Annotated in this window: 29 protein-coding genes; 15 read left to right on the top strand and 14 right to left on the bottom strand. The window is 71.3% G+C overall.

Annotated elements, in window-relative coordinates; genetic code table 11:
• Positions 1–144 precede the first annotated feature (144 nt).
• The 3 genes from ASF76_RS03810 to ASF76_RS03800 form a co-directional block, all read right to left on the bottom strand.
• Positions 145–1,122 carry an SRPBCC family protein gene (locus ASF76_RS03810; RefSeq protein ID WP_055953089.1) on the bottom strand — a complete coding sequence of 326 codons (978 nt, stop codon included), beginning with the start codon at positions 1,120–1,122 and terminating at the stop codon, positions 145–147.
• A gap of 18 nt (positions 1,123–1,140) precedes the next feature.
• Positions 1,141–1,512 carry an ArsR/SmtB family transcription factor gene (locus tag ASF76_RS03805; protein WP_055953086.1) on the bottom strand — a complete coding sequence of 124 codons (372 nt, stop codon included), beginning with the start codon at positions 1,510–1,512 and terminating at the stop codon, positions 1,141–1,143.
• Positions 1,513–1,631: 119 nt separating this feature from the next.
• On the bottom strand, positions 1,632–1,988 hold the full coding sequence (locus ASF76_RS03800; protein WP_055953083.1) for an ArsR/SmtB family transcription factor: 357 nt from the start codon (positions 1,986–1,988) through the stop codon (positions 1,632–1,634).
• A gap of 88 nt (positions 1,989–2,076) precedes the next feature.
• On the opposite strand from ASF76_RS03800, the gene ASF76_RS03795 reads away from it, so the two are divergent.
• The 6 genes from ASF76_RS03795 to ASF76_RS03775 are packed head-to-tail and all read left to right on the top strand — an operon-like array spanning position 2,077 to position 5,477.
• On the top strand, positions 2,077–3,399 hold the full coding sequence (locus tag ASF76_RS03795) for an NAD(P)-binding domain-containing protein (RefSeq protein WP_055953081.1): 1,323 nt from the start codon (positions 2,077–2,079) through the stop codon (positions 3,397–3,399).
• Positions 3,400–3,413: 14 nt separating this feature from the next.
• On the top strand, positions 3,414–3,731 hold the full coding sequence (locus ASF76_RS17670; RefSeq protein ID WP_327037554.1) for a GNAT family N-acetyltransferase: 318 nt from the start codon (positions 3,414–3,416) through the stop codon (positions 3,729–3,731).
• Positions 3,704–3,904 carry a GNAT family N-acetyltransferase gene (locus ASF76_RS17665; protein ID WP_327037553.1) on the top strand — a complete coding sequence of 67 codons (201 nt, stop codon included), beginning with the start codon at positions 3,704–3,706 and terminating at the stop codon, positions 3,902–3,904. The genes ASF76_RS17670 and ASF76_RS17665 overlap by 28 nt, the downstream gene beginning before the upstream one ends.
• A gap of 27 nt (positions 3,905–3,931) precedes the next feature.
• Positions 3,932–4,819 (top strand): metalloregulator ArsR/SmtB family transcription factor, encoded by an 888-nt coding sequence (locus tag ASF76_RS03785; protein ID WP_082484824.1) that lies wholly within the window; start codon positions 3,932–3,934, stop codon positions 4,817–4,819.
• A gap of 50 nt (positions 4,820–4,869) precedes the next feature.
• Positions 4,870–5,286 (top strand): arsenate reductase ArsC, encoded by a 417-nt coding sequence (locus ASF76_RS03780; protein WP_055953078.1) that lies wholly within the window; start codon positions 4,870–4,872, stop codon positions 5,284–5,286.
• Positions 5,283–5,477 carry a hypothetical protein gene (locus ASF76_RS03775; RefSeq protein ID WP_055953076.1) on the top strand — a complete coding sequence of 65 codons (195 nt, stop codon included), beginning with the start codon at positions 5,283–5,285 and terminating at the stop codon, positions 5,475–5,477. Before ASF76_RS03780 ends, ASF76_RS03775 begins: the two co-directional genes overlap by 4 nt.
• A gap of 145 nt (positions 5,478–5,622) precedes the next feature.
• Here ASF76_RS03775 and ASF76_RS03770 read toward each other — a convergent pair whose 3' ends face one another.
• The 4 genes from ASF76_RS03770 to ASF76_RS03755 all read right to left on the bottom strand — a co-directional run bounded on the left by ASF76_RS03770 (position 5,623) and on the right by ASF76_RS03755 (position 10,100).
• Complete coding sequence (locus ASF76_RS03770) at positions 5,623–6,294, bottom strand: VOC family protein (protein ID WP_055953073.1); 672 nt, start codon at positions 6,292–6,294, stop codon at positions 5,623–5,625.
• Between the two features lie 178 nt (positions 6,295–6,472).
• Positions 6,473–7,225 carry a DUF429 domain-containing protein gene (locus tag ASF76_RS03765; protein ID WP_055953071.1) on the bottom strand — a complete coding sequence of 251 codons (753 nt, stop codon included), beginning with the start codon at positions 7,223–7,225 and terminating at the stop codon, positions 6,473–6,475.
• An 83-nt stretch (positions 7,226–7,308) separates the two neighbouring features.
• The gene (locus ASF76_RS03760; protein ID WP_055953067.1) at positions 7,309–8,658 is read right to left on the bottom strand and encodes an SLC13 family permease; all 1,350 of its coding nucleotides are present in this window, start codon (positions 8,656–8,658) and stop codon (positions 7,309–7,311) included.
• A gap of 80 nt (positions 8,659–8,738) precedes the next feature.
• Positions 8,739–10,100, bottom strand: coding sequence for a homoserine dehydrogenase (locus ASF76_RS03755; protein WP_055953064.1), 1,362 nt, complete (start codon positions 10,098–10,100; stop codon positions 8,739–8,741).
• 166 nt (positions 10,101–10,266) lie between these two features.
• On the opposite strand from ASF76_RS03755, the gene otnK reads away from it, so the two are divergent.
• The 5 genes from otnK (at position 10,267) to ASF76_RS03730 (ending at position 14,310) form a co-directional block, all read left to right on the top strand.
• On the top strand, positions 10,267–11,487 hold the full coding sequence (otnK, locus tag ASF76_RS03750; protein WP_055953061.1) for a 3-oxo-tetronate kinase: 1,221 nt from the start codon (positions 10,267–10,269) through the stop codon (positions 11,485–11,487).
• Positions 11,484–12,134 carry a class II aldolase/adducin family protein gene (locus ASF76_RS03745; protein ID WP_055953060.1) on the top strand — a complete coding sequence of 217 codons (651 nt, stop codon included), beginning with the start codon at positions 11,484–11,486 and terminating at the stop codon, positions 12,132–12,134. The genes otnK and ASF76_RS03745 overlap by 4 nt, the downstream gene beginning before the upstream one ends.
• Before the next feature lie 19 nt (positions 12,135–12,153).
• Positions 12,154–12,933, top strand: coding sequence for a DeoR/GlpR family DNA-binding transcription regulator (locus tag ASF76_RS03740; RefSeq protein WP_055953057.1), 780 nt, complete (start codon positions 12,154–12,156; stop codon positions 12,931–12,933).
• Positions 12,934–12,986: 53 nt separating this feature from the next.
• Positions 12,987–13,358, top strand: coding sequence for a hypothetical protein (locus tag ASF76_RS03735; RefSeq protein ID WP_055953054.1), 372 nt, complete (start codon positions 12,987–12,989; stop codon positions 13,356–13,358).
• A 64-nt stretch (positions 13,359–13,422) separates the two neighbouring features.
• Entirely contained in the window at positions 13,423–14,310 is an 888-nt protein-coding gene (locus ASF76_RS03730) for a helix-turn-helix transcriptional regulator (protein ID WP_055953051.1), read from the top strand.
• 34 nt (positions 14,311–14,344) lie between these two features.
• On the opposite strand, the gene ASF76_RS03725 is transcribed toward ASF76_RS03730, so the two are convergent.
• Both ASF76_RS03725 and ASF76_RS03720 read right to left on the bottom strand, forming a co-directional pair.
• Positions 14,345–15,541 carry an MFS transporter gene (locus ASF76_RS03725; protein WP_055953435.1) on the bottom strand — a complete coding sequence of 399 codons (1,197 nt, stop codon included), beginning with the start codon at positions 15,539–15,541 and terminating at the stop codon, positions 14,345–14,347.
• Between the two features lie 120 nt (positions 15,542–15,661).
• Entirely contained in the window at positions 15,662–16,801 is a 1,140-nt protein-coding gene (locus ASF76_RS03720) for a citrate synthase (RefSeq protein WP_055953047.1), read from the bottom strand.
• A 52-nt stretch (positions 16,802–16,853) separates the two neighbouring features.
• Between ASF76_RS03720 and ASF76_RS03715 the strand changes: the two genes are divergently transcribed.
• Together ASF76_RS03715 and ASF76_RS03710 are read left to right on the top strand one after the other, a co-directional pair.
• Positions 16,854–17,294, top strand: coding sequence for a helix-turn-helix domain-containing protein (locus ASF76_RS03715; protein WP_055953044.1), 441 nt, complete (start codon positions 16,854–16,856; stop codon positions 17,292–17,294).
• A complete protein-coding gene (locus tag ASF76_RS03710) occupies positions 17,270–18,028 on the top strand; it encodes a citrate/2-methylcitrate synthase (protein ID WP_162240800.1) in 759 nt (252 codons plus the stop codon). The genes ASF76_RS03715 and ASF76_RS03710 overlap by 25 nt, the downstream gene beginning before the upstream one ends.
• 232 nt (positions 18,029–18,260) lie before the next feature.
• Here ASF76_RS03710 and ASF76_RS03705 read toward each other — a convergent pair whose 3' ends face one another.
• Both ASF76_RS03705 and ASF76_RS03700 read right to left on the bottom strand, forming a co-directional pair.
• Positions 18,261–19,091 (bottom strand): DUF6457 domain-containing protein, encoded by an 831-nt coding sequence (locus ASF76_RS03705; RefSeq protein WP_082484823.1) that lies wholly within the window; start codon positions 19,089–19,091, stop codon positions 18,261–18,263.
• Positions 19,085–20,272, bottom strand: a complete 1,188-nt coding sequence (locus ASF76_RS03700; protein ID WP_055953038.1) for a molybdopterin molybdotransferase MoeA — start codon at positions 20,270–20,272, stop codon at positions 19,085–19,087. The genes ASF76_RS03705 and ASF76_RS03700 overlap by 7 nt, the downstream gene beginning before the upstream one ends.
• 289 nt (positions 20,273–20,561) lie before the next feature.
• On the opposite strand from ASF76_RS03700, the gene ASF76_RS03695 reads away from it, so the two are divergent.
• Together ASF76_RS03695 and ASF76_RS03690 are read left to right on the top strand one after the other, a co-directional pair.
• Positions 20,562–21,047 carry a DUF1990 family protein gene (locus ASF76_RS03695; RefSeq protein ID WP_055953034.1) on the top strand — a complete coding sequence of 162 codons (486 nt, stop codon included), beginning with the start codon at positions 20,562–20,564 and terminating at the stop codon, positions 21,045–21,047.
• A 223-nt stretch (positions 21,048–21,270) separates the two neighbouring features.
• Positions 21,271–21,894 (top strand): dihydrofolate reductase family protein, encoded by a 624-nt coding sequence (locus tag ASF76_RS03690; protein WP_055953031.1) that lies wholly within the window; start codon positions 21,271–21,273, stop codon positions 21,892–21,894.
• Positions 21,895–22,029: 135 nt separating this feature from the next.
• Here ASF76_RS03690 and ASF76_RS03685 read toward each other — a convergent pair whose 3' ends face one another.
• From ASF76_RS03685 to ASF76_RS03675, 3 genes are read right to left on the bottom strand one after another with little or no spacing between them, the layout of a single operon-like run.
• Positions 22,030–22,944, bottom strand: coding sequence for an Asp23/Gls24 family envelope stress response protein (locus tag ASF76_RS03685; RefSeq protein ID WP_055953028.1), 915 nt, complete (start codon positions 22,942–22,944; stop codon positions 22,030–22,032).
• Between the two features lie 19 nt (positions 22,945–22,963).
• Complete coding sequence (locus tag ASF76_RS03680) at positions 22,964–23,551, bottom strand: hypothetical protein (protein ID WP_055953025.1); 588 nt, start codon at positions 23,549–23,551, stop codon at positions 22,964–22,966.
• Positions 23,551–24,129 carry a DUF6286 domain-containing protein gene (locus ASF76_RS03675; protein ID WP_055953022.1) on the bottom strand — a complete coding sequence of 193 codons (579 nt, stop codon included), beginning with the start codon at positions 24,127–24,129 and terminating at the stop codon, positions 23,551–23,553. Before ASF76_RS03675 ends, ASF76_RS03680 begins: the two co-directional genes overlap by 1 nt.
• Positions 24,130–24,721: the final 592 nt, after the last annotated feature.

Below are 24,721 nucleotides of genomic sequence, written 5' to 3'. Positions count from 1 at the left end.
GAGCTCGCAGAACGGCGCCTTGCTCGCAGATCTCCCCGCAGATACTGCGGGATTCGCGCACTTCTGCGAGCCTCGGCGCGCGGTTCCGCGAGAGCCCGTCCGCGGGCGGGATGCCGCAGCCCCGAGGCCGCGGCATCCTCTCGGCTACGCCAGGACGACGCGCTCCATCCGCTCGAAGCTCTTCTCCATGCCGTCGACCATGCCGGTGGAGAGGACGGCGTCGCGGGTGGTGGCATCCGGGTACTCGATGAGCAACGTGACCAGGGTCGCGCCGTCCTCCTCGTAGAGCGACAGGTCGTTCGTGGTGGAGGGCCAGTCGGTGCCGGTCATGTGCTCGGTCTGCACGATGCGACGCGGCTCGTCGACGAGCAGGGTCGCGCCGTCGAAGCCGAATCCCTCGCCCTCGGTTCCCTCCTCGGGTTCCCAGGCGATGCGGTAGCGCCCGCCCTCCGACACGTCGACCTCGCTGACGGTCATGCGCCAGCCGTCGGGTCCGAGCATCCACTGCCGCATGAGTTCGGGTTCGACGTGCGCGCGCCACACAAGCTCGCGCGGGCCGTCGATGAGGCGCGTGATGCGCACGTGCTGGTCGTCGAGGATCTCGAGCTGCGTGCCCTTGCCCTGCGCGAACTCCCGCAGGCCGTGCAGGACGGCGTCGAGCTGGTTCATCGCCATGGTCGAGCCCTCGACCGCGCCCATCGCGACGACCTGCTCGAGGGCGTCGGCCGAGGCGAAGTGACTGACGTTCGAGAGCCGCGAGCCCTCGGGCGTGGCCTCGAAGGTGAAGACCATGCGCATCGACGGCATCCCCTCGATGGGGTCGCCGTTGTCGTCGGCGAAGGAGTCGATGACCTCGAATCCGCGGGGCTCATCGATCGCGGTGAACTCCCACGCCCCGCCGGCGCGCTCCCCCTGCGGGGAGGTCATGTGGTACTTCGCGTGCCCGCCGACGCGGAAGTCGAACGCATCGAAGGTCGCGGGCCAGCCCGGAGGACCCCAGAAGCGCTCGAGCTGACGCGGATCGGTGAACACCGCCCACAACCGCTCCGGGCCGACCGCGAAGTCGGCGACAAGGGTCATGGTGAGCGTTTCGGCGTCGCTTTCGACGGATGTGACGGGCATGACGACTCCTTCGTCGGGTCAGGGGTGGGTGGGTTCGGTCGGCGGGATGGATGCCGCGGCTTCCGGCTCGGCCAGCAGCGCGTCGAGCCGGTCGACGCGTCCGCGCCAGAGGTCTTCGTACGAACGCAGCAGGTGCTGCGCCCGAGCGAGCTCGGCAGGGTCGGCACGCACGAGTCGCACCCTCCCCTCCGGACGCTTGGTGATGAGCCGCGCCTCGGCGAGCACGGCGATGTGCTTCGACACCGCCGCGAACGACATCGCGTACGCCGCCGCCAGCTGGGTCACCGACTGCTCGGAGACCAGCGTGCGCCGCACGATGTCGCGTCGCGTGGCATCGGCCAGGGCATGGAAGACCCGGTCGATGTCGGCGTCGCTCTGTTGTTCAACCATTTGGTTGCACGTTAGCGCTCCGCCACGTCGTCCGCAAGGGTCGCCTGTCGGGAACCCTCTGCTGTCAACCGGGGTCTCACCGAGGACGACCGGGAATACACCTTCTGGATTGACGACCGCTATCGAGCGGACACCAGGAGCCGGGAGACCTGCTCGAGCGCCTCGGGGATGAGTCGGTAGTACGCCCACGTTCCGCGCTTGGAGCGGCTGAGGAACCCGGCCTCGGCGAGCACCCTGAGGTGGTGGGACACGGTCGGCTGGGACAGTCCGATCGGGTCGATCAGGTCGCACACGCATGCCTCCTGCCCCTCTGAGGAGGCGACGATCGACAGCAGCCGTAACCGGGCAGGATCGGCGAGGGCTTTGAGCGTCTTGGCCAGCTGCTCGGCGTCGGTCTGGCGGAGGGGTTCTTTCATCAGCGAGGCGCAGCACGCGACCGCCGGGGTGACGTCGGTGATCTCGACCGTCGTAAGCATGCATCGACAGTAGTCGATATTGACAGGTTTCGATACATGTCGAGATACTGAGCATCGACGTTCATCGATATTCTCCGGAGGCGCTCTCATGACCCTGCTCGACCTCACCCCGCGCACCGCGACGAGCGACCGGCTGGCGACGCTGCCCGTGGTGATCATTGGCGCCGGCCCGATCGGGCTCGCGGCAGCGGCGAACCTCGTCGAGCGGGGTATCGACTTCACGATCCTCGAGGCTGGCGATCGGGTCGCCTCTTCGATCCGGCTGTGGGGTCACACGAGACTGTTCTCCCCGTGGCGGCACGTGATCGACCCGGCCTCCCGTCGCCTGCTCGACGCCGCCGGCTGGACCGTGGCGGCGGACGAGGGCCGGGCGCCCACCGGGCGAGAGCTCGTCGACGCCTACCTCGAACCGCTCGCGGCGCTGCCGGAGATCGGGTCGCGGGTCCGGCTCGGCACCCGCGTGGTCGCGGTGACGCGGGAGGGCATGGATCGCACCCGCACCGCCGGCCGCGAGAAGACTCCGTTCCTGCTGCGCCTCCAGACGCCCGACGGGACCGTCGAGGAGCTCACCGGGCGGGCGGTGATCGATGCGTCCGGCACTTACACCACCCCGAACCCCCTGGCCTCGACCGGACTGGACCCGATCGGCGCCGTCGACGTCGGCGGCCTCGTCCTGCACGCTCTCCCGGACGTCCTGGGCGCCGACCGCGCGTCGTTCGCGGGCAAGCACACTGTCGTGGTCGGCGCCGGGCACTCGGCCGCGAACACCCTGATCGCCCTCAGCGAGCTCGCCAAGACGGAGCCGGGGACGCGCGTGACCTGGCTGATCCGCAACCCCTCCGCGATCCGCGTCTCCTCCTCACCGGACGACGAACTCGCCGACCGCGCCCGTCTCGGTTCCCGAGTCGACCAGCTGGTCCACACCGGCCAGATCACCCTGCTCGACTCGTTCGAGATCTCTCGACTTCAGCCTCACGAGGGTGGGGTTCGACTGCTCGGGCGGAGCCGCGGTGAGGACGGTTTCCTGTCTGCCGAGGTCGTGGTGAACGCGACCGGGTTCCGCCCCGACCTGAGCATGCTGCGCGAGATTCGCCTCGAGTTGGACGACATCGTCGAAGCGCCGCGCAGGCTGGCGCCGTTGATCGACCCGAACGTGCACTCCTGCGGCACCGTCTCCCCGCACGGCTTCGCCGAGCTGCGCCACCCGGAGCCCGGGTTCTTCCTGGCTGGAATGAAGTCCTACGGTCGCGCTCCGACGTTCCTGCTCGCCACCGGTTACGAGCAGGTCCGCTCGATCGCCGCGTGGCTGGACGGGGACATGCCCGCCGCCACCGACGTCCAGCTGACGTTGCCGACCACGGGGGTCTGCTCAACCGACCTCGGCTCCGGCGGGGGCTCGTGCTGCTCGTGACGACGATCCGGGCGATGACGGCGGCGGACTGGCCGCAGGTCGAGCAGATCTTCGCCGCCGGCATCCACGCCGGGGAAGCCACCTTCGAGACCACCACCCCATCCTGGGAGCACTTCGACGCCGGGAAGATCCCCGACGCCCGTCTGGTCGCCGCCGACGACACCGGCGCGGTGGTCGGCTGGGCGGCGGCCTCCCTGGTGTCGTCGCGGGAGGTCTACCGTGGCGTGATCGAGCACTCCGTCTACATCCACCCCGACCACCACGGCACGGCATCGGGCGACAGCTGCTCGACGCGTTCGTCGCCGTGGCCGAAGACGCCGGCTACTGGATGATCCAGTCCAGCATCTTCCCGGAGAACACCGCGAGCCTGCGCCTGCACGAGCAGGCCGGATTCCGCGTCGTCGGACGGCGGGAGCGGATCGCCCGCTCGCAGCTGGGTCCGCACGCCGGCGAATGGCGCGACACGGTCCTCATCGAGCGGCGCTCCACCCGCAACGGCACCTGATCAGCGGCCTCGTATAGACTGTGGTCTATGGATTCGGTGGATGCTCCCGCGCTGTCGGTGCTCGCCGACCCCACCCGCGCCCGCATCGTCCAGCTGATCCGCGATGCCGCGGGCGGTCGCGCGATGGTCAGCCGGCTCGCGGAGCAGCTGGGGCTGCGGCAGCCCACCGTCAGCCACCACATGGCCGCGCTGCGCGCCGAGGGCCTCGTGGTCCGCGAACCGGAGGGGCGGCGGGTCTGGTACTCGATCAACCCCGACGAAGCCGACCGCGTCACCGCCCTCCTCGGCGCGCCAGCCCTCGCGACGGATGAACCGGACTGGGAGCGCGTGGTCGACGATCTCGCGGCCCGCTACCAGGGGGTCTTCAGCCGGGAAACGGTCGCCCGCTACCTCATCGACTCCCGCGCACTGCTCGCCGCCCGCGGCACCGCTCCTCTGCTCGCCTCCCGCGCGGCGACGTTCACCGCATCCCGCCTCGACGACCTCCATCGCACAGAGGAATCCGTGGGGACGCCGTCGGTGTTGTTCGTCTGCGTCCAGAACGCCGGCCGCTCGCAGCTGGCAGCGGGGATTCTCCGCCAGCTCGCCGGCGACAAGGTGATCGTCCGCACGGCCGGGTCGGCTCCCGCAGCGGAGGTCCGGTCCGCGATCGTGACCGCGCTGGACGAGATCGGCGTCACGATCGGCGGGGAGTTCCCCAAGCCGCTCACCGACGAAGCCGTGAGGGCAGCGGACGTCGTGGTCACGATGGGTTGCGGGGACGCCTGCCCGGTCTATCCCGGTCGCCGTTACCTGGACTGGGACCTCGCTGACCCGGTCGGCCAGCCGCTGAGCGTGATCCGGTCGATCCGCGACGACATCGACCATCGCGTCCGCGCTCTCCTCCCCGAAGTGATCGGGATCACCGCCACCTGACTCATAGATGATGGTCTATGCTTTTCACCAAGAGGAAGCGAGACCCCGTCATGACCGACAAGCCCACTGTTCTGTTCGTCTGCGTCCACAATGCCGGCCGTTCCCAGATGGCCGCCGGCTACCTGCAAGCCCTCGCGGGCGACCGGGTCGAGGTGCTGTCCGCCGGGTCCGAGCCGAAGGATCAGATCAACCCGGTCGCCGTGACCGTGATGGCCGAAGAAGGCATCGACATCGCCGGCGGCGCCCCGAAGCTGCTGACCGTCGACGCCGTTCGCGAGTCGGACGTCGTGATCACGATGGGCTGCGGCGATGCCTGCCCGATCTTCCCGGGAAAACGCTACGAGGACTGGCAGCTCGACGACCCCGCCGGTCAAGGCATCGATGCCGTCCGCCCCATCCGCGACGAGATCCGCGGCCGTGTCGAGGGCCTGATGGCTGAGCTGCTGCCCGAAGGATCGGCGGCATGAGCGCGCAGCGCGGCCAGGACGGGCTGCTCTCTCCGGATTCGGTGCTGCACCGCGCCGCCGAGCGCCTCGCGCACCAGTTCGCCGGGATGGTCAGTGAAAAGACCGTCGAACGGGTGGTGTTCGAGTCCTACACCGCTCTCCCGCGCACCGCAGCGGTCTCCCCTCAGGTCGTGACAGGGCATCCGCTCTGACGGCGGAAAGTGTCACGGCGAAGATGACCTGCCGGTCCCGAATCAGCCCGATTCACGCGACACCTGGTGTCACCTCACCGCGTTCCCGACAGACGCGTCGGAGCCCGGGCCCGCCCGCTCGGAGCACCGGCGGTCACGCGTGCCGTCAGCCATCCGTATCGATCCAGGACGCGACGTCGACGCCGTGGTTGTCGGGGGAGGCGAGCGTCCAGTAGGCGGGCGCCCGCGAGTCGTCGACGAGTCGCCCGCCCGCGGCGAGCGCGGCATCCACTCTCGCCTGCGCCTCCGACGCGGGGACGAATACATCGAAATGAGTGCGTCCACGCTTCGGCTCATCGGGGGTGAGCGGGTTGAACGCGAGGTCGGGCGCGATGCGCAGGGCATCGATCGCGTCCGTCTCGCCGACCGGCGCGTACCCGAGAGCGGCGAGGAAGAAGGGGCGCACATCGGCCTTCGAGTGCTGCGCGATGTAGACGCTCACCGACTGGATCGCCGCGGGGTCGGCCCTCAGACCGAGGCGACCGGCCGCCTCGGACACCGCGGCGGCGAACCGGGGCGCCGCCGAAGGAATCCCGCCCGCGGCCCACGGGGGCACCCGCACGACGACGGCCTCGGGCCGCACGTCGATGTCGGGGAGGATGCCGTGCTCCTCGGCCGCCGCGGAGATGGGGTCGACGAGGCTGCCCGCATGCCGCAGGGAAGACGCGCGGAAGACCGCTTGCGCGCCGGAGCTGACCACGCGCCAATCGCCCACTCCGGCCTCACGGTGGAACTGCTTCGAGGTGATCGTGTGCGCGCTCTCGGTCATATCGACCATGACAGGCCATCGCCGCCGCCCGCACAAGAGGCCGACTCGTCGGCACGGTATCCGGCTTGCCGCCACAGCACGGCAAACGGAAGCGGGCGACCGCCGATACGTTGATCGACCCTCGTCTGACCGAAGCCTGGATACTCATCTTTCGGTCAGATGAGGATCTCCCGCGAGCCCCCACCCGTCAGACCCCCGCGATCACGTCCTCGAGCGGCCCGTCGGGCAGCACCACCCAGCCTTCGCGACGGGCGACCGGCAGGATCTCGGATGCCGGACGCTCGAACAGTCCGAGCGCCCCGGCGCGGGTCGCGAGAGCGGCGATCACGGCATCGAAGGCATCGGCCTTCGCGACGGCGAACGGCGCGAAGGGTCCGACGTCGAACCACGGCGCCCGCTCCCGCAGCGTGTCGAGCAGGACGGCGCGGCGGGCGGCATCCACTCGATACCCCGTCGTGTCGAAGCCCCACAGGCGCAGCGAGCCACCGGGGTAGACCTCGAACAGGCGCCCCTCCGCCGCGCGGTCGACCACGAACCCGGCGTCGGCGAGACGGCGCAGGAGGCCCGCGCCGCGGAGGGCCGTGACCCCGAGTCGGTCGGTCGACACGCTCAGCGGCCAGCGGCCGATGCGGTCTTTCACGACGTGGTCGGTGTGGCGGTACACGAGCGGCCGCCGCCAGTCGGCGCCGCCCTCGACGGGTCCGAGCGACGGCTCGACACCGGCGTGGTGCGCCTGGACGAAATCGGCGAACGCGTCGGGCCAGCCGAGCGGGCAGTCCACGCCGAGCCACGCCTCGCCGGAGGTGACGGATGCCACGATGTCGGCATCCACGATCCCGGTCTCGAGCCGCGTCAGGCGAGCCCGACCACCGGTCCAGACGACCTCGGCGAGAGCGGTGCCGGGCGCTGACGCGGCGAGATCGACTCCGATGGTTCTCATCCGTTCGAGCCTAGGCCGGACCGAACGGGAACGGCCCGGACCACCGTGAGGCGATCCGGGCCGTTCCGAGGGGATGCGAGGGGTCACCCACCCAGGAAGGGAACCACGAAGAGTGCGATCGTGATGACGGGTCCGATCACGACCATCGACAATCCCCAGATCGTGAGGTGCCTGTACAGCCGAGGGCGTTCGCTCTCGTGCGCCGACGCGACGATGGTGGCACCGGTGGTGCCGAACGGTGCGCAGTCGACGAGCGACGCGGAGATCGCCAGCGCGTAGATGAAGCCGGTCATCTCGAGACCGCCGCCAGGCAGGAGGAGCGGGACGGCGAGCGGCACCAGCGCGCCGATGATGCCGATCGTCGAGGCGAATGCCGACACGAGACCGGCGATGATGCACAACACCAACGCCGCGATGAGCGGCTCGTTCACCGACCGCGCGAACTCGCCCAGCTGGTCGATCGCGCCCAAGCGGGTCAGTACGCCGACATAGGTGATGATGCCGCCGAGGAGCAGGATCGTGTTCCAGTCGACCTTCGCCAGGCCCTCGCGACCCGCCTTCGGGTTGATGAAAGCGAGCAGCACGGCCAGGGTCAGAGCGACGGCGCCGAGGTTGAGGTCGACGTCGTTCAGCGTGAGTGTGAAGAAGGCGATCACGAGCACGGGGATCGAGATCAGCGTCATCAGCTGGTAGCCGGTGAGCTTCTGCGTCACGGTCTGCTCGAGCACCGCCGTGCCACCGCCGCGGGGGCGCGTGCTGAAGCCGGTGCCGGCGACGCCGCCGGAGCCTCCGGCGCTGAGCCCTTCGGATGCCACTTTCGCCGCGCGACCGCGGGCCATGAGCTCGCGTCCGCCGAACAGGAAGAAAGCGACCGCGACGATCACGGTGTTGATGCCGACCGAGAGGCCGAACATGAGTGCCGCGTTGTAGGGGATTCCGGCTGAGGTGGCGACGGTGAGCACCGTGATGCCCACGATGCTCGTCGGGGCGAGCGCGCCACCCACGATGGCCGAGCTCATCGCGATGCCCATCATCGTGGAGTGGATGCGGTGCTTGTGCGCGAGGCTCATCGCGATCGGCACGAGCGTGAAGGCCGCGTGCGAGGTGCCGAGGCAGGCCACGAGCGTTCCCACGGCGAACATCGCCCAGGGGATGAGTGCGACCCGGTCACCGATCAGGCGCACCGATTTGTCGACGAGCCAGTCGATCGTGCCGACGGCCCGTGCGATGCCGAAGAGGTAGGTGATGCCGAGCAGGATGAGCAGAGCGTCGACGGGGAAGCCGCCGAGCACGTCGTCGAGCGACTCGCCCACCAGCAGCACGCCGATGACGCAGGCCGCGACGAGCGCGAGCGCGCCCATGTGGACGTTGCGGATCGCCGAGACGGCGAACACCGCGACGAGCACGATGAGGGCGATGATCTCCACGCTCACGGGGTCGCCTCGCGCGCGGGCAGGGGGTGGTGGGGGCAACGGTGCATCGTCGTCGATCTCCTGGGTGGTCGAGGGTGAGGTCAGGCTCCGAGCGCGAGCCCGGAACGGTAAGCGGATGCCGCGGGCTCGTGCACGCCGTCGAGGTCGGCCAAGCGCACGAGCTCGCCCGCGGCGACGTCGTGGCGCAGGCGCGCACCCGACAGCAGGTAGTAGGGGGCGATGTCGCCCGCGTCGGGTGCGACGATGACCGGCGCGACGCCCGAGATCTCGTGGTGGTGACCCTCGACGCGGAACGGCGTGCCCGCGGCGAGGGCGGTGGACGCCCGGGCGGCGAGCACCGTGTGCTGTCGGGACTCGGCCGTGGTCGCGGTGCCGTCGAACGCGGCGGCGATCGTCAGAGGAGTCTCGACCCCCATGAAGTGGTAGGGCCAGTAGATGCACGCGTACCGGCCGTTGCGGCTGACGACGTGTCCTTTGCCGCGCAGGATCTCCCACGTGACGTCGTCGCCGGTACGCACGATCGCGAAGACGCCGCCGGCGAAGCTCGCCTCGCCCGGCAGTCGCAGCATCGAGAACACGTCGATCACGCCCGTCGTGTCGAGGATGCCCCCGTCCGAGCTTTCGGCGTAGACGTCGGCGAGTTCGTCGGGACGCACGACCGGGTAGTGCATCGTCTCGACGTCGGCGGTCGCCCCGGTGTATAGCGAGACGACGTTCATCTCGCACGAGTCGGCGGCCGCGGCGCGCTTCAGGCCAGACACCGCCTCACGGCGGGCGGCGAGCGTGGCATGCAGATCGTCACCGTGACCGAGCAGGTCCGCCAGCGCGGGCGCATGCTGCTCGACGCCGTTCTGGTCCACCACACCGGTCTCGGGATCGAAGACGAGGTCGTACTCGCCCGACTTGCCGAGCGCGACGATGTCGAAACCGGTCGCGAGCACCCAGTCGACCAGACGCAGCAGGTTGGCGGGCTGGTCGCCGTCGCCGGGCAGGTAGCGCAGGCCCCGTTCGCGCGCCTTGGCACCGAGCGCGACGCCGGCGATCGTCTCGACCTCTTTGCTCACCATCACGACGTGCACGTCATGGTCGAGGGCGGTGTCGGCGTAGGCGAACCCGGCGTCGATGCGACCGGTGGCCTCGACGAGCACGTCGACGTGCGACCAGGCGACGTGCGCGGCGTCGGCGATCACGGCCGTGCGCCCCGCCTCGACCGCGGCGGCCGCATCGGCGGCATCCGTGACCGCGACGACGTCGTCGCCCTCGACGCCGAGGTCTGCGAGCATGCGACGGACACCCTCCACGTCCGGGTCGACGAGCTGGGCGGCCGTCATGTCGGGAAGGCGACGGAGCTGGTCGAGCAGCGTGCGTCCGTAGCCCCCGTTCGCGCCGGTCACGGCGATGCGGATGGGGGCCTGACGGCGCTGTGCCGAGCTGTGGATCACCGTTGTTCCTCTTACGTCGTCGAAAGTCGTGGGATGCCGGGGGGAGCGCATCGGGTGCTCGGCAACTGTAACGCCGACTCACAAATTGTCAAACTATCTTCTCAAATCTTCACATACACTGGACGAGGGCCGCCTCCGCGGTCCGCACCCGACGAAAAGGTCTTCCATGCACTTCGGCGCCATCGCTGACGACTTCACCGGCGCGACCGACCTCGCCACCGCGTTGCGGGAGCGCGGCCTGCGCACCGCCGTCGTCATCGGCGAGCACGACATCCCCACCGACCACGACGCGGTGGTCGTCGCCCTGAAGTCGCGGACGGCGCCGGTCGACGAGGCGGTCTCGGCCTCGCTCGCCGCCACCGACCGCCTTCTCGCGGCGGGGGCGGATCGCCTGTACGTGAAGTACTGCTCGACATTCGACTCGACCGACGAGGGCAACATCGGCCCGGTGCTCGACGCGATCATCGGACGAGCGGACACCGACCGCACCATCGTCGTGCCCTCGTTCCCCGCGAACGGACGCACGGTGCGCGACGGTGTCCTGTTCGTGGACGGCGTGCCGCTCGAGGACTCCCCCATGCGCCACCACCCGCTGACGCCCATGACGATCTCGCGACTCAGCGGAATCCTGGCCCCGCAGACCAGCGCCGAGCTGACCGAGATCGGACTCGACACCGTGCGCGGCGGCGAGGAGGCCCTGCGCGCGGCGATCGACCGTGCCACTCCCGGATATCTCATCGTGGATGCCGAAACCGATGCCGACCTCGCAGTGATCGCCGACGCGTCTCGCCACCTGCGGGTGGTCTCCGGGGGAGCCGCGCTCGCGGCGCACCTCGACGCCCCCGCCGTCGACGCTCACGTACCCTTCCCCGCGGTCGGTCCCGGTCGGCTCGTGGTGTGCGGTTCCGCGTCGGCGGCGACCCGTGCGCAGATCGCCGACGCGACCGCCCGCGGCGCCATCGCGAGAGGGGTGGACCTGGATGCCGCTGTCTCCGACCCCGACGCCGAGATCGCCGCCCTCACCGCCTGGGTGCGGAGCGTGCCCGCGACCGCGTTGCCCCTCATCTCGTCGGTCACCGAACTGTCGGACATCCGCCGTGACGCCTCCGCGACGGCGGATGCCGTCGAGCACGTGCTCTCCGCCGTCGTCGCCGGCCTCGTCGCCGGCGGTGACGTCCACCGGGTCGTGGTCGCGGGAGGCGAGACGAGCGGAGCCGTGGTCCAGGCGCTCGGCATCTCGGCCCTCGAGATCGGCCCGCAGCTCGCGCCGGGGGTGTGCTGGAGCGCCGGGGAGACGGCATCCGGAGACACCGTCGCGCTCGTGCTGAAGAGCGGCAACTTCGGCGCCACCGACCTGTTCACTGCTGCGTGGGGAGCCCTCGCATGAGCGCCGTCGACGATCTCATCGCGGCCGGCCGGACCCTCGTCGAGGCGGGACTGAGCCCGGGCACCTCGGGCAACGTGAGCGTGCGCGAGGGCGATCACGTGCTGATGTCGGGCACCGGTACGCGCCTCGGCGCCCTCACGCCCGAGGACATCTCCGTCCTGACCCTCGCTGGCGACCTCGTCAACGGCATCCGCCCCTCCAAGGAGGTGCCGCTGCATCTCGCGATGTACGCCCGGAACCCGCAGCACAGCGCCGTCGTCCACGTGCACTCCCCGTCGACCGTCGCGGTGTCGTGTCTCGAACCGTGGGCCGCGCACACCGCCGTGCCGCCGTTGACGCCCTACTCCCTCATGCGCGTGGGGCAGGTACCGCTGCTGGACTTCGTTCCGCCGGGAGACCCCGCCATGGGCGACCTCATCACCGACTGCCCGTTCCCGTTCCACGGGGCACTGCTGGCGAACCACGGCGCGGTCGTGAGCGGACCGGATGCCGCGTCGACCGTCGACAGCACGGTGGAGCTCGAAGAGGCGTGCCGCATCACCCTGCTCACGGACGGTCACCGGCGACGGCTCATCGCCCCCGAGCGGGTGGCCGAGATCACCGCCCACTGGGGCACCCCGTGGACCGCGACCGTTTCAGTAAGCTGAGCGGGACCGAAGGACGACGATGAGCGAAGCCGCCCCGATGATCCCCGATCAGCGCCGGGAAAGCATCGTCCAGGCGTTGCACCGCGAGCGCGTCCTGAGCTTTCGTCAGCTGAGCGACCTCGTCGGAGTCAGCCAGATGACGGTGCGCCGAGACGTCGCCGTCCTCGAGGAGCAGGGCCTCGTGCAGGCCACGACCGGCGGCGCCAAGCTCGCCACCCGTCTCGTGCTCGAGCCCTCGCGCGCCGAGAAGGCGACCAGCGAGATCGCGGAGAAGACGGCGATCGCGCGCGCCGCGTCGCGCCTCGTGCGCGACACGATGACCATCTACCTCGACGCGGGCACCACCGCCCAGGCGATGCGGCCGTTCCTCGAGCACATCCACGACCTGACCGTCGTCACGAACGACATCGCGACGGTGCAGGCCTTCCTCGACCACCCGAGTGCCGACCTCATCTCGGTCGGCGGTCGGGTGGACCGAACGAATCTCTCCACCATCGGGCGTCTCACCCGACTCACCCTCGCCGAGCTGTCACTCGATCTGGCCTTCATCTCGTCGAGCTCCTGGGACCTCGGCCACGGCGTCACCACACCGGTCGAGGCGAAGGTCGAGGCCAAGCGGGCCGCCGTCGATGCCGCGGAGCGCGCGGTACTCGTCGCCGGCAGCTCGAAGTACGGCCGCTTCGCCAAGTACCGCGCCCTGCGTCTCGCGGAGCTCGCCGAGGTCATCACCGACGGAGCCCTGCCCGAGATGGCCGCGCAGGCGATCACGGCGGCCGGTATCCGGGTCGTCCGCGCCTGAGCCGCAGCGTCAAGGCAACCCCGGATCGCCGGAGGACCTGCGAGGATCGGGCCATGGCAGACGACGACCTCCCCGATTCGCTCGAACCGGCCACCGACGTCCCGCCGCGCGACGAGCCGCCCCCGCCGCCCACGCCCAAGGGCGACATGCGTGTGCCGTCGGTCGTCGCGATCATCTCGGGCGTCGTGGTGATCGCGTGGTACATCTTCGTCGTCACCGCCAGCGCGATCTCGGAGATCGACAACCTGCCGTGGATCCAGATCGGCATGTGGGTGCTCGCGGGCGTGTCATTCGTGTGCGGCATCGTGAGCCTCAACGCCCGCATGGCACGCGAACTCGCCGCGGCGGGGTTCATCGCGGGAGTCGCCGCGGGTCTGCTGTCGATCTCGATCGGGTTCTTCAGCGGGGTGGAGCTGCTGACCTGACGAGCGGATCCGCCCGCCGCACCGGCGACGGAATACGGAGCCCGCCCGACCGGTTGCCGCAGGCATGACGCCGGAGCCCACCCTCGAACGTGCCCTGTCGAGCATCGACGTGCGGCCCGGCCGCGCCTGGCAGCGCACCCTGTCCGAGAGGGAGCGACTGCCGCTGCCCCACGGCGCCGCGGCGCTCGTCTACGTCCGGCGCGGTGAGCTGACCGGTCGGGCACCCGAGCGACCCGCGTGCACGGTCGACGCGCCGTCGGGCGCTGCCGCGGCGATCGAGGGCGAGCGCACACTGCTCGCGGGCGATGCCTTCGTCTCCCTCGGATGCCACGCCCTCACGCTGACGTCGCAGTCCGGTGCCGAGGTGACCGTCGTGCCGCTGGAGGTCACGCCGACCGCCGACACCCGCGCCCTCCCACCCGTCGTGTTCGTCAGCGGCTTCGCCCACGCGGAACCCGCCGCCGCCTCGTTGGCCGCGCACCTCGGCATCCCCGCTCCGGGAGCGCCCTCCGATCGGGAGGGTGACGAGACCATCTGCAAACTCATGGTGATGACGGTGCTGCTGTCGGCGCTGCGGGCGTGGGCGTCGACCGAACGCGCGTCGGCATGGCCGCCGCGGAGCGACGATCCGTTCCTCTCGCGCGTGGTCGCGGCGGTCTCCGCCGACCCCGGGCACGAGTGGACCATCGACCAGCTCGCCGCCCTCGGGGCGATGTCGCGGTCGGTCTTCGCGGCCCGGTTCCGCCGGGTGTTCGGCAGCTCGCCCGCGTCGTACGTGACCGAGGTGCGCATGCGGCGGGCCAAGGAACTGCTGGAGGCCGGTACCCCGGTGTCGCAGACCTCGCGGGCGCTCGGCTATGCCTCAGACGAGGGCTTCCGGCGGGCGTTCCGCCGTCACGCGGGCGTCGCGCCGTCGGAATGGCGAGCCGGGCGGCGCGAACTCGCGGTCTGACCGACGGGCGGCATCTGCGCCGCTCGCGCGCCCGTCAGGCGGAGCCGCGCCGCTCGCGCACCGACAGCCCGAAGAGCACGGCGCCGATGATCAGGAGGGCGATGCCGATGGCATCCACCGTCAAGACGCTCGTCGCGTCGACGAGGATGCCGCCCACGCCCGCCGCGATCATGATGGCGAGCTGGAATCCCGTGACCACGAGGCTGCCGCCGGCCTCGAGGCGGTCGGGCATGCGGTGGCCGACCCAGGTGTTCACGATGATCAGCCACGACGAGAAGAAGAAGCCCCACACGATCACCGCGATCGCGACCACCACGATCGCTCCGGGCAGTAGCATGACCGCCGCGATCGCCAGCGCGATCACCAGGGGCCCGACCACGGCGAGGCGGGCGAAGGCGCGGTCGACCACGACACCGACCGCGAGATTGCCCACGACTCCACCGACGCCGAACAGGGCGAGCAGCAGCACGATCGTGCCCGCGTCGACATCGGGGATGCGCTCCAGCGACAGACGCACGTAGGTGTAGGCGACGAAGTGCCCGAGCACGACGAGGACGTGTCCGATCATGCCTCCGCCCACTCCAGGACGGCGAAGCGTGTCGAACAGGATGCCGAGGCTCGACGTCGCAGCCGGCGGCACGGGCGGCAGGGCGAACCGCACGGCGACACCCACCGCGGCGGTGACCACGGCGATGGACAGGAACGCCAGGCGCCAGTCGAGCACCTCGCTGAGCGCCACACCGATCGGCACGCCCGCGACGGTCGCGAGAGACACGCCCGCCGAGCCGAACATCATGGCGCGTCCGATGCGGTCGGGGCTCGACAGGCGCGCCGCCACCGTGATCGACATCGACCAGAACCCGCTGATCGCCGCCCCGAGCAGGAAGCGGGCGACGAGGATCGCGGGAAGGCTGGGGGCGATGGCCACCACGAGGCTCGACACCGTCGCCGCGGCGGCCGCGGCCACCAGCAGCGTGCGGCGGTCGAGGCGCGGGAGCAGCAGGCCCACCGTGGGGGCGAAGAGGAGCCCCGCCAGGGCGGTGACGGTGACCGTCTGCCCCGCCTGACCGGGGGTCACGCCGAGCGAGGCGGCCATCTCGGTGAGGACACCGTTGGGGAGGAACTCCGCGGTGACGAGCAGGAAGCTCAGCAGCATCACGACGACGAGTCCGCCGTAGCGCATCGTCGACAGGCCGGCGACGGACGTGGGAACGGGGGCGGTGGTGGTCATGCTTCGATGCTGGCCGTTCGAGCCGCGCTGCGCCGGGCCGTTCGTCCGCGGCATCCGACCGTTCGTCCGCGGTGCTCGCGACCCGGCGCATCCCCGCTCGATCTCGCGAGCGAGTCCCGCTCACCCCTCGAAGGGCGGCCCGACGTAACGTGCCGAGGGCCGGATGATCTTGGGATCGCGCGCCTGCTCGAGCACGTGCGCCGTCCAGCCGATCGTGCGGGCGAGCGCGAAAGTGGGCGTGAACATCGCGGACGGGATGCCGCACTGCTCCATCACCACCGCCGCGTAGAACTCGACGTTGGCGTGCAGGGGCCGCTCAGGTCGACGCTGCGCGAGCTGACGCTCGGCCTCGCGCTGGAACGCCAGCGCCTGCGCCACCCGTGCTCCCCCGAGGCGCTGCGCGACCTCGCGCAGCAGCTCGGATCGCGGGTCGGCGGTGCGGTACACCGCGTGACCGAATCCCATCAGTCGCCGCCCCGCCGAGAGCTCGTTTGCGATCCAGGCGCCGGGGTCGTCACCGGCGGCGTCGAGGCTGTCGAGCGCGCGGGCGGGGGCGCCTCCGTGCAGCGGTCCCGACAGGGCTCCGAGAGCGCCGGAGAGACAGGATGCCATGTCGGCCCCCGTCGAGGCGATGACCCGTGCCGTGAACGTCGAGGCGTTGAAACCGTGGTCCATCGCCGCGATCAGGTAGGCCGACAGCGCGCGAACGTGGACGTCGTCGGGCACGTGGCCCGTGACACGGCGGAGGTAGTCGGCGACGAGGCCGGAAGGCGCGCTCGTGGCGGACGGGAAGCTCCCTCGGCCGTCGGCCGCGGCGGCGCCGACGACCGGACCGCCCACCGGCGCGAGCGAAAGCGACGCCATCGCCGCGAACGCGATCGCCTCGTCGAGCCGGCCGGCTTCGTCGAGGTCGTACAGCGCGCGCGAACGGCGGACGGATGCCGCGAGCGTCCACACCGCGCGGAGGCCGGCGAGCGGCTGGTCGGTGCGGGCCGTGACCGCGGCGATGAGCTCCGGCATCCGGGGATCGGATCGCGCGGCGGCGATGCGCTCGTCGAAGGCGGCCGCGCGGTCGACGTCGGGGAGGTCGCCGACGACGAGCAGGTGCCACACGTCTTCGAAGGTCCGCGTGCGGGCCAGGGCGGTGGCCGAGTGGCCGCGGTAGTGGTAGAAACCGGCGTCGCCGTCGACGTCGCTGATGGTGGTCTCGGCCACCACGACGTCGTTCAGGCCGCGGGGCACATCAATCAGGTCGTTCATTCGCTCAGTGTGCGAACATGACCGCAACAGCGTCAACGTTGATCGGATCAAGATGGCATCTCGTCTCCCCCGCCTCACGGCCGCCCAAGCCGCCGCCCGGCTCGGGGTCAAGCCCGAGACGCTCTACGCCTACGTCTCGCGCGGACTCCTGCACCGAGAGCGCGACGCCCGCGGCTCGACGTTCGATGCGCTCGACGTCGAGACGTTCGCGGCGGGGCGTCGTCGTGCCCCGGTGCGGTCGTCGGCGCATCCCACCACCGGTTCGCCGCTCGGCGTCGTGCAGACCGACATCGCCGACATCGAAGACGGCGAGCTCCTGTTCCGCGGCCGCCGGGCCCGCGACCTCATCGACCGGCCGTTCTCCGACGTCGTCGCGTGGCTGTGGGATGCCCAGCGACTCGACGCCCCGACCCCGCCATCGGCAGCGCGCGCGAGATGGTGGCGGCCCTTCCGCCGCACGCCGGCGCCATGGATCGCCTCCGCGCCGCCCTGACCGGCTTCGCCGCCGACGATCCGCTGCGGCATGACACGTCCGCGGCGACACTGCACCGCATCGGCTGGACGCTGCTCACGGGCCTGCCCATCGCCCTCGGCGGCGATCCGCACGCCGACATCGCCCGCTCACTCGCGAGCGCCTGGCGTGCACCGGCCTCCGTCGACGCCGCTGTCAACGCCGCCCTCGTGCTGCTCATCGACCACGACCTCGCCGTGTCGACCTTCGCCGCACGGGTGGCCGCGTCGGCGCGGGCCGACGGATACGCCGCCGTGAGCGCAGCTCTCGGCGCAGCCGATTCTCCGCTGCACATCTCCGCGGCGACGCGGACGGCCCGCCTGCTCACACGCGTTCGCCGAGGACTCGAGCCGGAACGGGCGCTGGCCGAGGTGCTGCAGGACGGCAACGGCATCCCGGGCTTCGGTCACCCTCTCTACGCCGGCGTCGACGACCGCGCCGACGCCCTGTTCCCCCTGCTTCCGGCGCTCCCGGACGGAGAAGCGACGATGGATGCCGTGCGCCGGCTCAAGGAAACCGTCGCCGCCCGAACAGGTCTGCAGCCCAACGTCGATCTCGCTCTGGCCGCCCTGGTGTCGGGCGCCCGGCTGCCCGATGACGCGGCCAGCACGATCTTCGTCGTTGGGCGCATCGCGGGCTGGATCGCGCACATCGACGCGGAGTACGGCGAACAGGCGATGCGGCTGCGGCCGCGAGGTGAATACGTCGGGCGGTAGCACCCAGCTAGCCAGCTTCATGGAGCGCTTTCGACTCCTTCGAGCTGCTGCCGGAGCCTGACGCCTCCGTCGACGCCTTACTGCTCCGCGCGCGGTCCCGAGGCCTTCAGACGACGGACGCCCCGCACCTCGCGGTCGCCCGGCAGGCCGGGTGCACCCCGCCTCTCGGCCGCATCGGGCGGGCGGGCCGTCGACGTCGTCGCGGAGCCGGCCCAGCCGACCTCGACGAGCGTCAGCGGTTCTCCCACCCCTTCGCCATCTCGACCACCGCCGCGACCGCGGCCCCGGTCTCGGCGGGCGTCCCCCCGGCGCGACCGGCGACGAGCCCGGCGACGAATGCGCTCAGAGGCGCGGCGGGGCGCGCGACGCCGTTCGCCACGTCGCGCGCGAGGTCGAGGATCAGCGAGATGGGGATGTCGCCCTCGGCCAGATTGAAACGCTCAGCGAGCGCCGCGCTCCAGTCGTTGAGCGCCTCGGGCGGCAGGGTGCGTGATTCCGTCATGACTCCTCCTCGGGCCTTCGAGAGATCGTCCCACGTGTCGACGTCGCGCGTGAGGTCTGGATCGGCGGGGACCGTCATCACGTTCAGCCCGCCCAGCAGCGCCCGCATCGACGCATCGCGCCCCGCGTCGGACAGCGCGGATGCCGCAGCCCGCAGCGCCGCGGTGCGATACCGGCCGATCAGCCACTGGCGCCGCCCATCGTCGAGGCACGCGCCGTCGACCCCCACCGGCAGCCCGTCGGGCAGGAGAGCCACCGCCGGCCCCGCGGTCGCCAGATCGCTCGCGACGACGAAGACCTCCTCGGCATCCACTGCGGGGAGGGCGGCGACGATCCCCGCGACCGGGCCTCCGAAGGGCGGATCCTCGCGCACCCAGGTCGCGTCGAGACCCTCGTCGAGCACGGGCGCCGCGACGACGACGCGCCCCGCACCTCGCGCGCGCAAGGCGTCGACGGCCGCACCGAGCAGCGTCGAGCCGTCCACGTCGAAGAGGGGCTTGATCGCGCCGCCCACGCGCGAACCGCGGCCGCCCGCGAGCACGATCGCGTCGACACTCACCACAGCGCGACCGTCACGCTGTCGCCGGCGGCGAGCGCCACGTCGCTCGGCGGGATGACGGCGAGAGCGTCGGCCGCGCCGAACCCCCGGGTTCCCCGCGGCGTGGGCGTGGCGCGCCAGCGCGCCGGATCGCGACGATCGAGCGTGACCGGCACGTATTGCACGCGCTCGGGGCGAGCACGCCACCCCTCGGTCAGCCCGACGCGCACGTGGGCGCGGCCGAGCTCGGCGTCGCCCTCGAGAGCGCGCAGGGCCGGTCGCACGAACAGCTCGAACGACACCGCGGCACTGACCGGATTGCCCGGCAGGCCGAACAGCAGAGTGCCCGCGTCGGTTCGCCCGAAGCCCTGCGGCTTCCCGGGCTGCATGCGCACACGGTCGAAGCGCATGAGATCGCCGAGCGTGTTCTTCACGACCTCGTACGCGCCCGCGCTCACCCCGCCCGAGAACACCACGACGTCGGCTCCGGCGGCTTCGGCAGCGGCGATCGCGCGGCGCGGTCCGTCGCCCTCGTCGCCCACGCTCGTGCGGAGCACCACGTTCGCGCCGGCCTCCTCGGCGAGTCCGGCGAGAAGGACGCTGTTCGACTCGGGGATCTGTCCACGGGTGAGGGGAGCACCGGGGGCGACGAGCTCGGATCCGGTCGACACGACGGCGACCCTCGGCGCGCGCGAGACCGTGACGGCGCCGACACCGGATGCCGCGATCGCACCAATCCAGGCGGCGTTCAGCCGCACGCCCGCGTCGGCGACGAGTCGACCGGCCCGCACGTCGGAACCGCGGCGGCGGATGTGGACCCCGGGCGCGCGCGGCGCCGTCACGATGGTCACCGGTTCGAGGCCCCCGTCGAGGCCGTGCAGCGTGTCTTCGAAGGGCACGACCGCCGTCGCGTCGGTCGGCACGGGCGCACCGGTCATGATGCGCGCGGCGTCGCCGGCACGCAGCGCCGGGTCGAGATCGGTGCCCGCGGGCAGGTCGGCGACCACGCGGAGGACGCCGGGCATCGCGAGGTCGCGCACCGCGAAGCCGTCCATGGCCGATGCGTCGAAGCCGGGCACGTCGACGGCGGCGCGCACGGGCCGGCGAAGCACGCGTCCGCGCGCCGCCGCGATGTCACGCGGTTCCGGGGCGAGCGGCTCGACCGCCGAGAGCACCGCGGCGAGATGGTCGGCGACGCCGATCACGCGTCCGCCCGGGAAGGAGAGAGGGGCATGTGCTCAGCGTAGGCGCGCGTTCAGAGGTCGAAGCGGTGCGGGACCACGTCGCTGCCCTCGCGAGGGGCGGAACCCCATTGCCGCGGGCCTGCCGGACGGCGGTGCGCGGGAGATGAGGGGAGGAGATGTGGGGAGGGGAGGACACGAGAGCGATCCCGCGTCCTCCCCTCCCCGCATCCCCTCCGCTCCGCACCACCACCGCTCAGACGGGCACTGCAACCCGGGGTCCGCGCGGGCCGCCGCGGCTAGCGTGGACGACATGGACGGCCTGACCTACGACGAGGTCGGCGCGACCGCCGGCGAGATGCCGCCGGGCTTTCACCACGTGCGGGCGCAACGCGTCATCGGGCACGGACCCGCCGACTTCGTCCGTGCGGCCGACGCGCTGCTCGCGGGCGAGGCGCAGCGCCGGGCGGGCGCGCGGGTCGAGCTGTCCGAGACGCCGATGCGCGAGGGCACCCGCGTGACGATGCGGCTGGGGCTCGGCATCCTGAGTTTCCGCATCCCGTGCCTGGTCGTGTGGGCCGAGCGCACCGACACCTCGGTCGGTTTCGCCTACGGCACGCTGCGCGGACATCCCGAGCGGGGTGAGGAGCGCTTCACGCTGACGCTGCATCCCTCGGGCGAGGTCGTCTTCGCGATCGCCGCTTTCTCTGCGCCGGGTCGCTGGTTCACCCGCGTCGGCGCGCCGGTCGGCCGCCTGGTGCAGGCGTGGATGACACGGCGCTACCTGCGCGCACTCTGACCCCGGATGCCGAGTGCGTCGGCCGGGAGGCCCCGAGATCACGCGAACTTCGCGAGATCACGCGATTTTCGCGGGAATCCGATGCGATCTCGCGAGGAACGAGTCCTTTCGACGCTCAGGACGCCCGCATCGCCGGCGGGAGGACCACCCGCGCACCGAGGACGGCGCGGCGCCGCCCGGGAGGGGGGCTGTGCGCGAGCGCGCGGCTCGGCAGGATGGGCGCATGGCCAAGATCGTGGTGAGCAGCATGGTGAGTCTGGACGGATACACCGAGGGCGCGGGCGGCGACGTGTCGCAGATGCCGATGGACCTCGCCTTCGCCGAGCACAATGCCGATCGCGTCCGCTCAGCCGGCAGGCTGCTGTTCGGCGCCACGTCGTATCTCGGGATGATGCAGTACTGGCCCGAGCGCGTCGATGATCCCGATGCGATTCCCGAGGATCGCTACATCGCGTCCCGCTACGCGACCGACCTGATGCTCACCGTCATATCCGACCACCTCACCGACGACGACGTCGCCGTGTGGGCGGAGCGCACGGAGATCGTTGGTCGTGCGGATGCCCACGACCACCTCCGGCGTCTCCGCGAGAGCGAGTCGGACGACATCCTGATCTTCGGCAGCCGGACGCTCTGGACCGACCTGCTCGCCCACGGGCTCGTCGATGAGCTCCACCTTCTCGTCGGACCGAAGGTGGTCGTCGGCGATGAGCGGGCTTTCGAGGGCATTCCGTCGATGGACTTCGAGCTTCTGAACGTGCGCACGTGGCGCGATTCGAGTGTGGTCGTCCTCACCTATCGCCCGGGCAACGCCGCCGCACCGAGCGGCCGCGGCCTCGCCTACAACTGAGCCGGGCGGGCGTGCCGCCGACCCGGCGCGCAGCGCACTTTCGACGCGGGCGCACCGCACATCGGGGCTGGACGCGACGAAGGGCGCCCCCGCCGAAGCAGCGGAGGCGCCCTTTCGTGTGTCGCAGATCAGGTATCAGGGGCGGAAACGGTCGTCCTCCACGACCGACTGCACGCTGTCGACCGCCGGCGTCTTCTCGTCGGTGCGCACCTCGTCGGCGGCGATCGCGATGTCGACCGCGGCGTCTTCGAGAGCCTCGGCCACCACGTCGCGCACGTCGCCGCGGTCGTCCACGAGCGCGTCCGGCTCGGGTCGTGCGGGCTCGAGGCCCTCCGTCACGCGGTCCGCCGCGTCGATGTCCGCCCGGGAGTCCGCGGTGGCGACGCGTTCGCGGGCCGCCTTGACCGTCTCGTCGACGGCGGCCGCCGCACCCGCGGCGACGTCCTTCGTCTTGGACATCGCGACGTCGACGGTCTCGGACGCGCTGGCCGCGAGATCCTTCGACCTCGCCACCGCGTCGTCGACCGCAGCCGAGGCGCCGGCCGCGACGTCTTTCGACTTCGCCTTCATGTCGTCGACCGCCACCGAAGCGCGAGCCACTGCGGCATCCGCCTTCTCCTTCGCGGCTCCCGCGGCGTCACGAGCGCGAGCCGCCACGGCGTCCGCCCGTTCTTCCGCCTCGTCGACGACGTCGCGGTCGAACGGCCCGAAGACGCCGGTCACGACGACGTTGACGTCGATCGTCCCGCGTCCCAAAGGCTCGAGCGCGCTGCGGACCGCGGCGCGCACGGCGTCGGAGACCTCGTGCAGCTTGTGCGGGTAGTCGACGACGAGCGAGACGGTCGCGGTGACCGAGTCTGCGCGGTCAGTGTCGATCTTCACGCCGGGGGCGGTGCTGGCCAGGCCCACCCGCTCGCGAACGGCGTCGGAGGCACGGCCGAGGAGGCTCCCCAGCGCGTGCACGCCCGGCACCGCGGCGGCGGCGTTCGCCGCGAGGTCCGCGGCGGCATCGAGATCAGGCGGATCGATGGTCGAGTCGATGGTGGTCATGACGTCTCCTCGTGGGGTGTCATTGCACGCGGGTGTTGTCGCGCGCGAGTTTGGCGCGCAGACCCGTGTGGATGGAGATGTAGGCGCGGAGGTTCTGTCCGGTGAGCGACGCCAGGTTGGTGACGAGGGTGTCGACGTGCTCGGCGACCTGGCGGGGCGAGGTGTTCTGGCGCGGGGTGACCGCGACGTGCAGCACCGACTCCCGGTTAATCTCCCCCGCGGTGACGCGGGAGGAGAGGATCTCGTCGCGCTCGGCGAGGGCGTTCTTCAGCGCCTCCGAGGCGAAACCGTCGGAGACCGTGATGCGGCCCTCGGCGCTGGCGCTGCCGGTGGACTGCAGGGCCGCGTGACGGCGACCGCGGACGGCGGAGGACGCGATGACGATGAGGATGATCGCCAGCACCACGAACGCGGCGACGGCACCCCACCCGGCGGAGTCACGTCCGAGGGATTCGACCCAGCCCTGGAAACCGCCCATGACGGTGGTCCAGGTGTCGGTCCCGCCGGGCACCAGACCCACGGCGAGGGCGAGGGCGCCCGCGGCCAGCAGCACCACGGCGACGAGGAAGAGGACGAAGCGGTTCAGACCGCGACGCGTCGCATTCATCAGGACTCCTTGGTGTCGGGACGCTCCACGCGCACGTGGGAACGCACGGCGGGCGTCAGCTTGTAAGCCGAAACTTCTTCGTCGACGATGCGGCGCAGCTGCGCCTCATCGACCGGGATGCCGACCGGCGGGCGCACGGTCACATCGACCGAGCGGTGGGCGACGCCCACCACGATGTCGTCACGGGCGATGCCGGACTCGTTGCTGAGGTGCTGGGCGATGGCGGAGGCCACGACGCCGTTGTCGACGACGACGGCACGCTCACCCCACTCCATCTCGTGACGCGAGAGGCGGCCGGGCTTGAGGGCCAGGACGAGCACGATCAAACCCAGGACGGCCAGCACGACACCGCCGACGATGAACGCCACCGGCATCAGCGCCGTGGGAGCGGCGACGACGGCGTTCAAAGCCTCGCCGGGGGCAACCAGCAGCGGCTGCGCGCCGACGAGGTTCAGGATGATCTCGACCGCAGCGTACGCCAGGACGAGCAGCAGCAGCACGACCACCACGAGCATGGCCACAGTGCGGGGCGAGTGGGTCTCGCGGCGCACGACGGTGCGCAGCACGGTGTCAGTCATCACAGCACTCGCTTTCGCTGGGGGGCGGTAGCGCCCGAGATGGNCCTGCGGGGCGCGTCGATCCTCGCCGACCGTCTCACCCAGGACGACGTCAAGAATGCCGGCATGGCCACAGTGCGGGGCGAGTGGGTCTCGCGGCGCACGACGGTGCGCAGCACGGTGTCAGTCATCACAGCACTCGCTTTCGCTGGGGGGCGGTAGCGCCCGAGATGGTCAGGTCCACACGCGAGATCTCACGGCCGAACAGCCGGGTCAGGCGCGAACGCAGCTCGCTCTGGGCCGTACGAGCGGCTTCGAGGACGGGAGTCGCGCGGCGCACGGCCTCGGTGTCGTCGAGGCGCGGAACCGGGAACGGCGAAGTCACGCGCACCGCAGCGGTGTCGCGGGCCGAGACGATCTCGACGTGGACGTTCTTGGCATCCACCCCGATCCCCTCCGCCGCCACCCGCTGCGCGGTCTTCTCGAGGACGCGGTCGGCGACCTCGACCCGGCCCGGGGGCAGCCCGGGCCCGGCAACCNGTGTCGTCGAGGCGCGGAACCGGGAACGGCGAAGTCACGCGCACCGCAGCGGTGTCGCGGGCCGAGACGATCT

It is taken from the genome of Microbacterium sp. Leaf151, from assembly GCF_001424225.1.
Taxonomy (GTDB): Bacteria; Actinomycetota; Actinomycetes; order Actinomycetales; family Microbacteriaceae; genus Microbacterium.
This window is presented reverse-complemented; position numbering and strand designations above follow the sequence as displayed.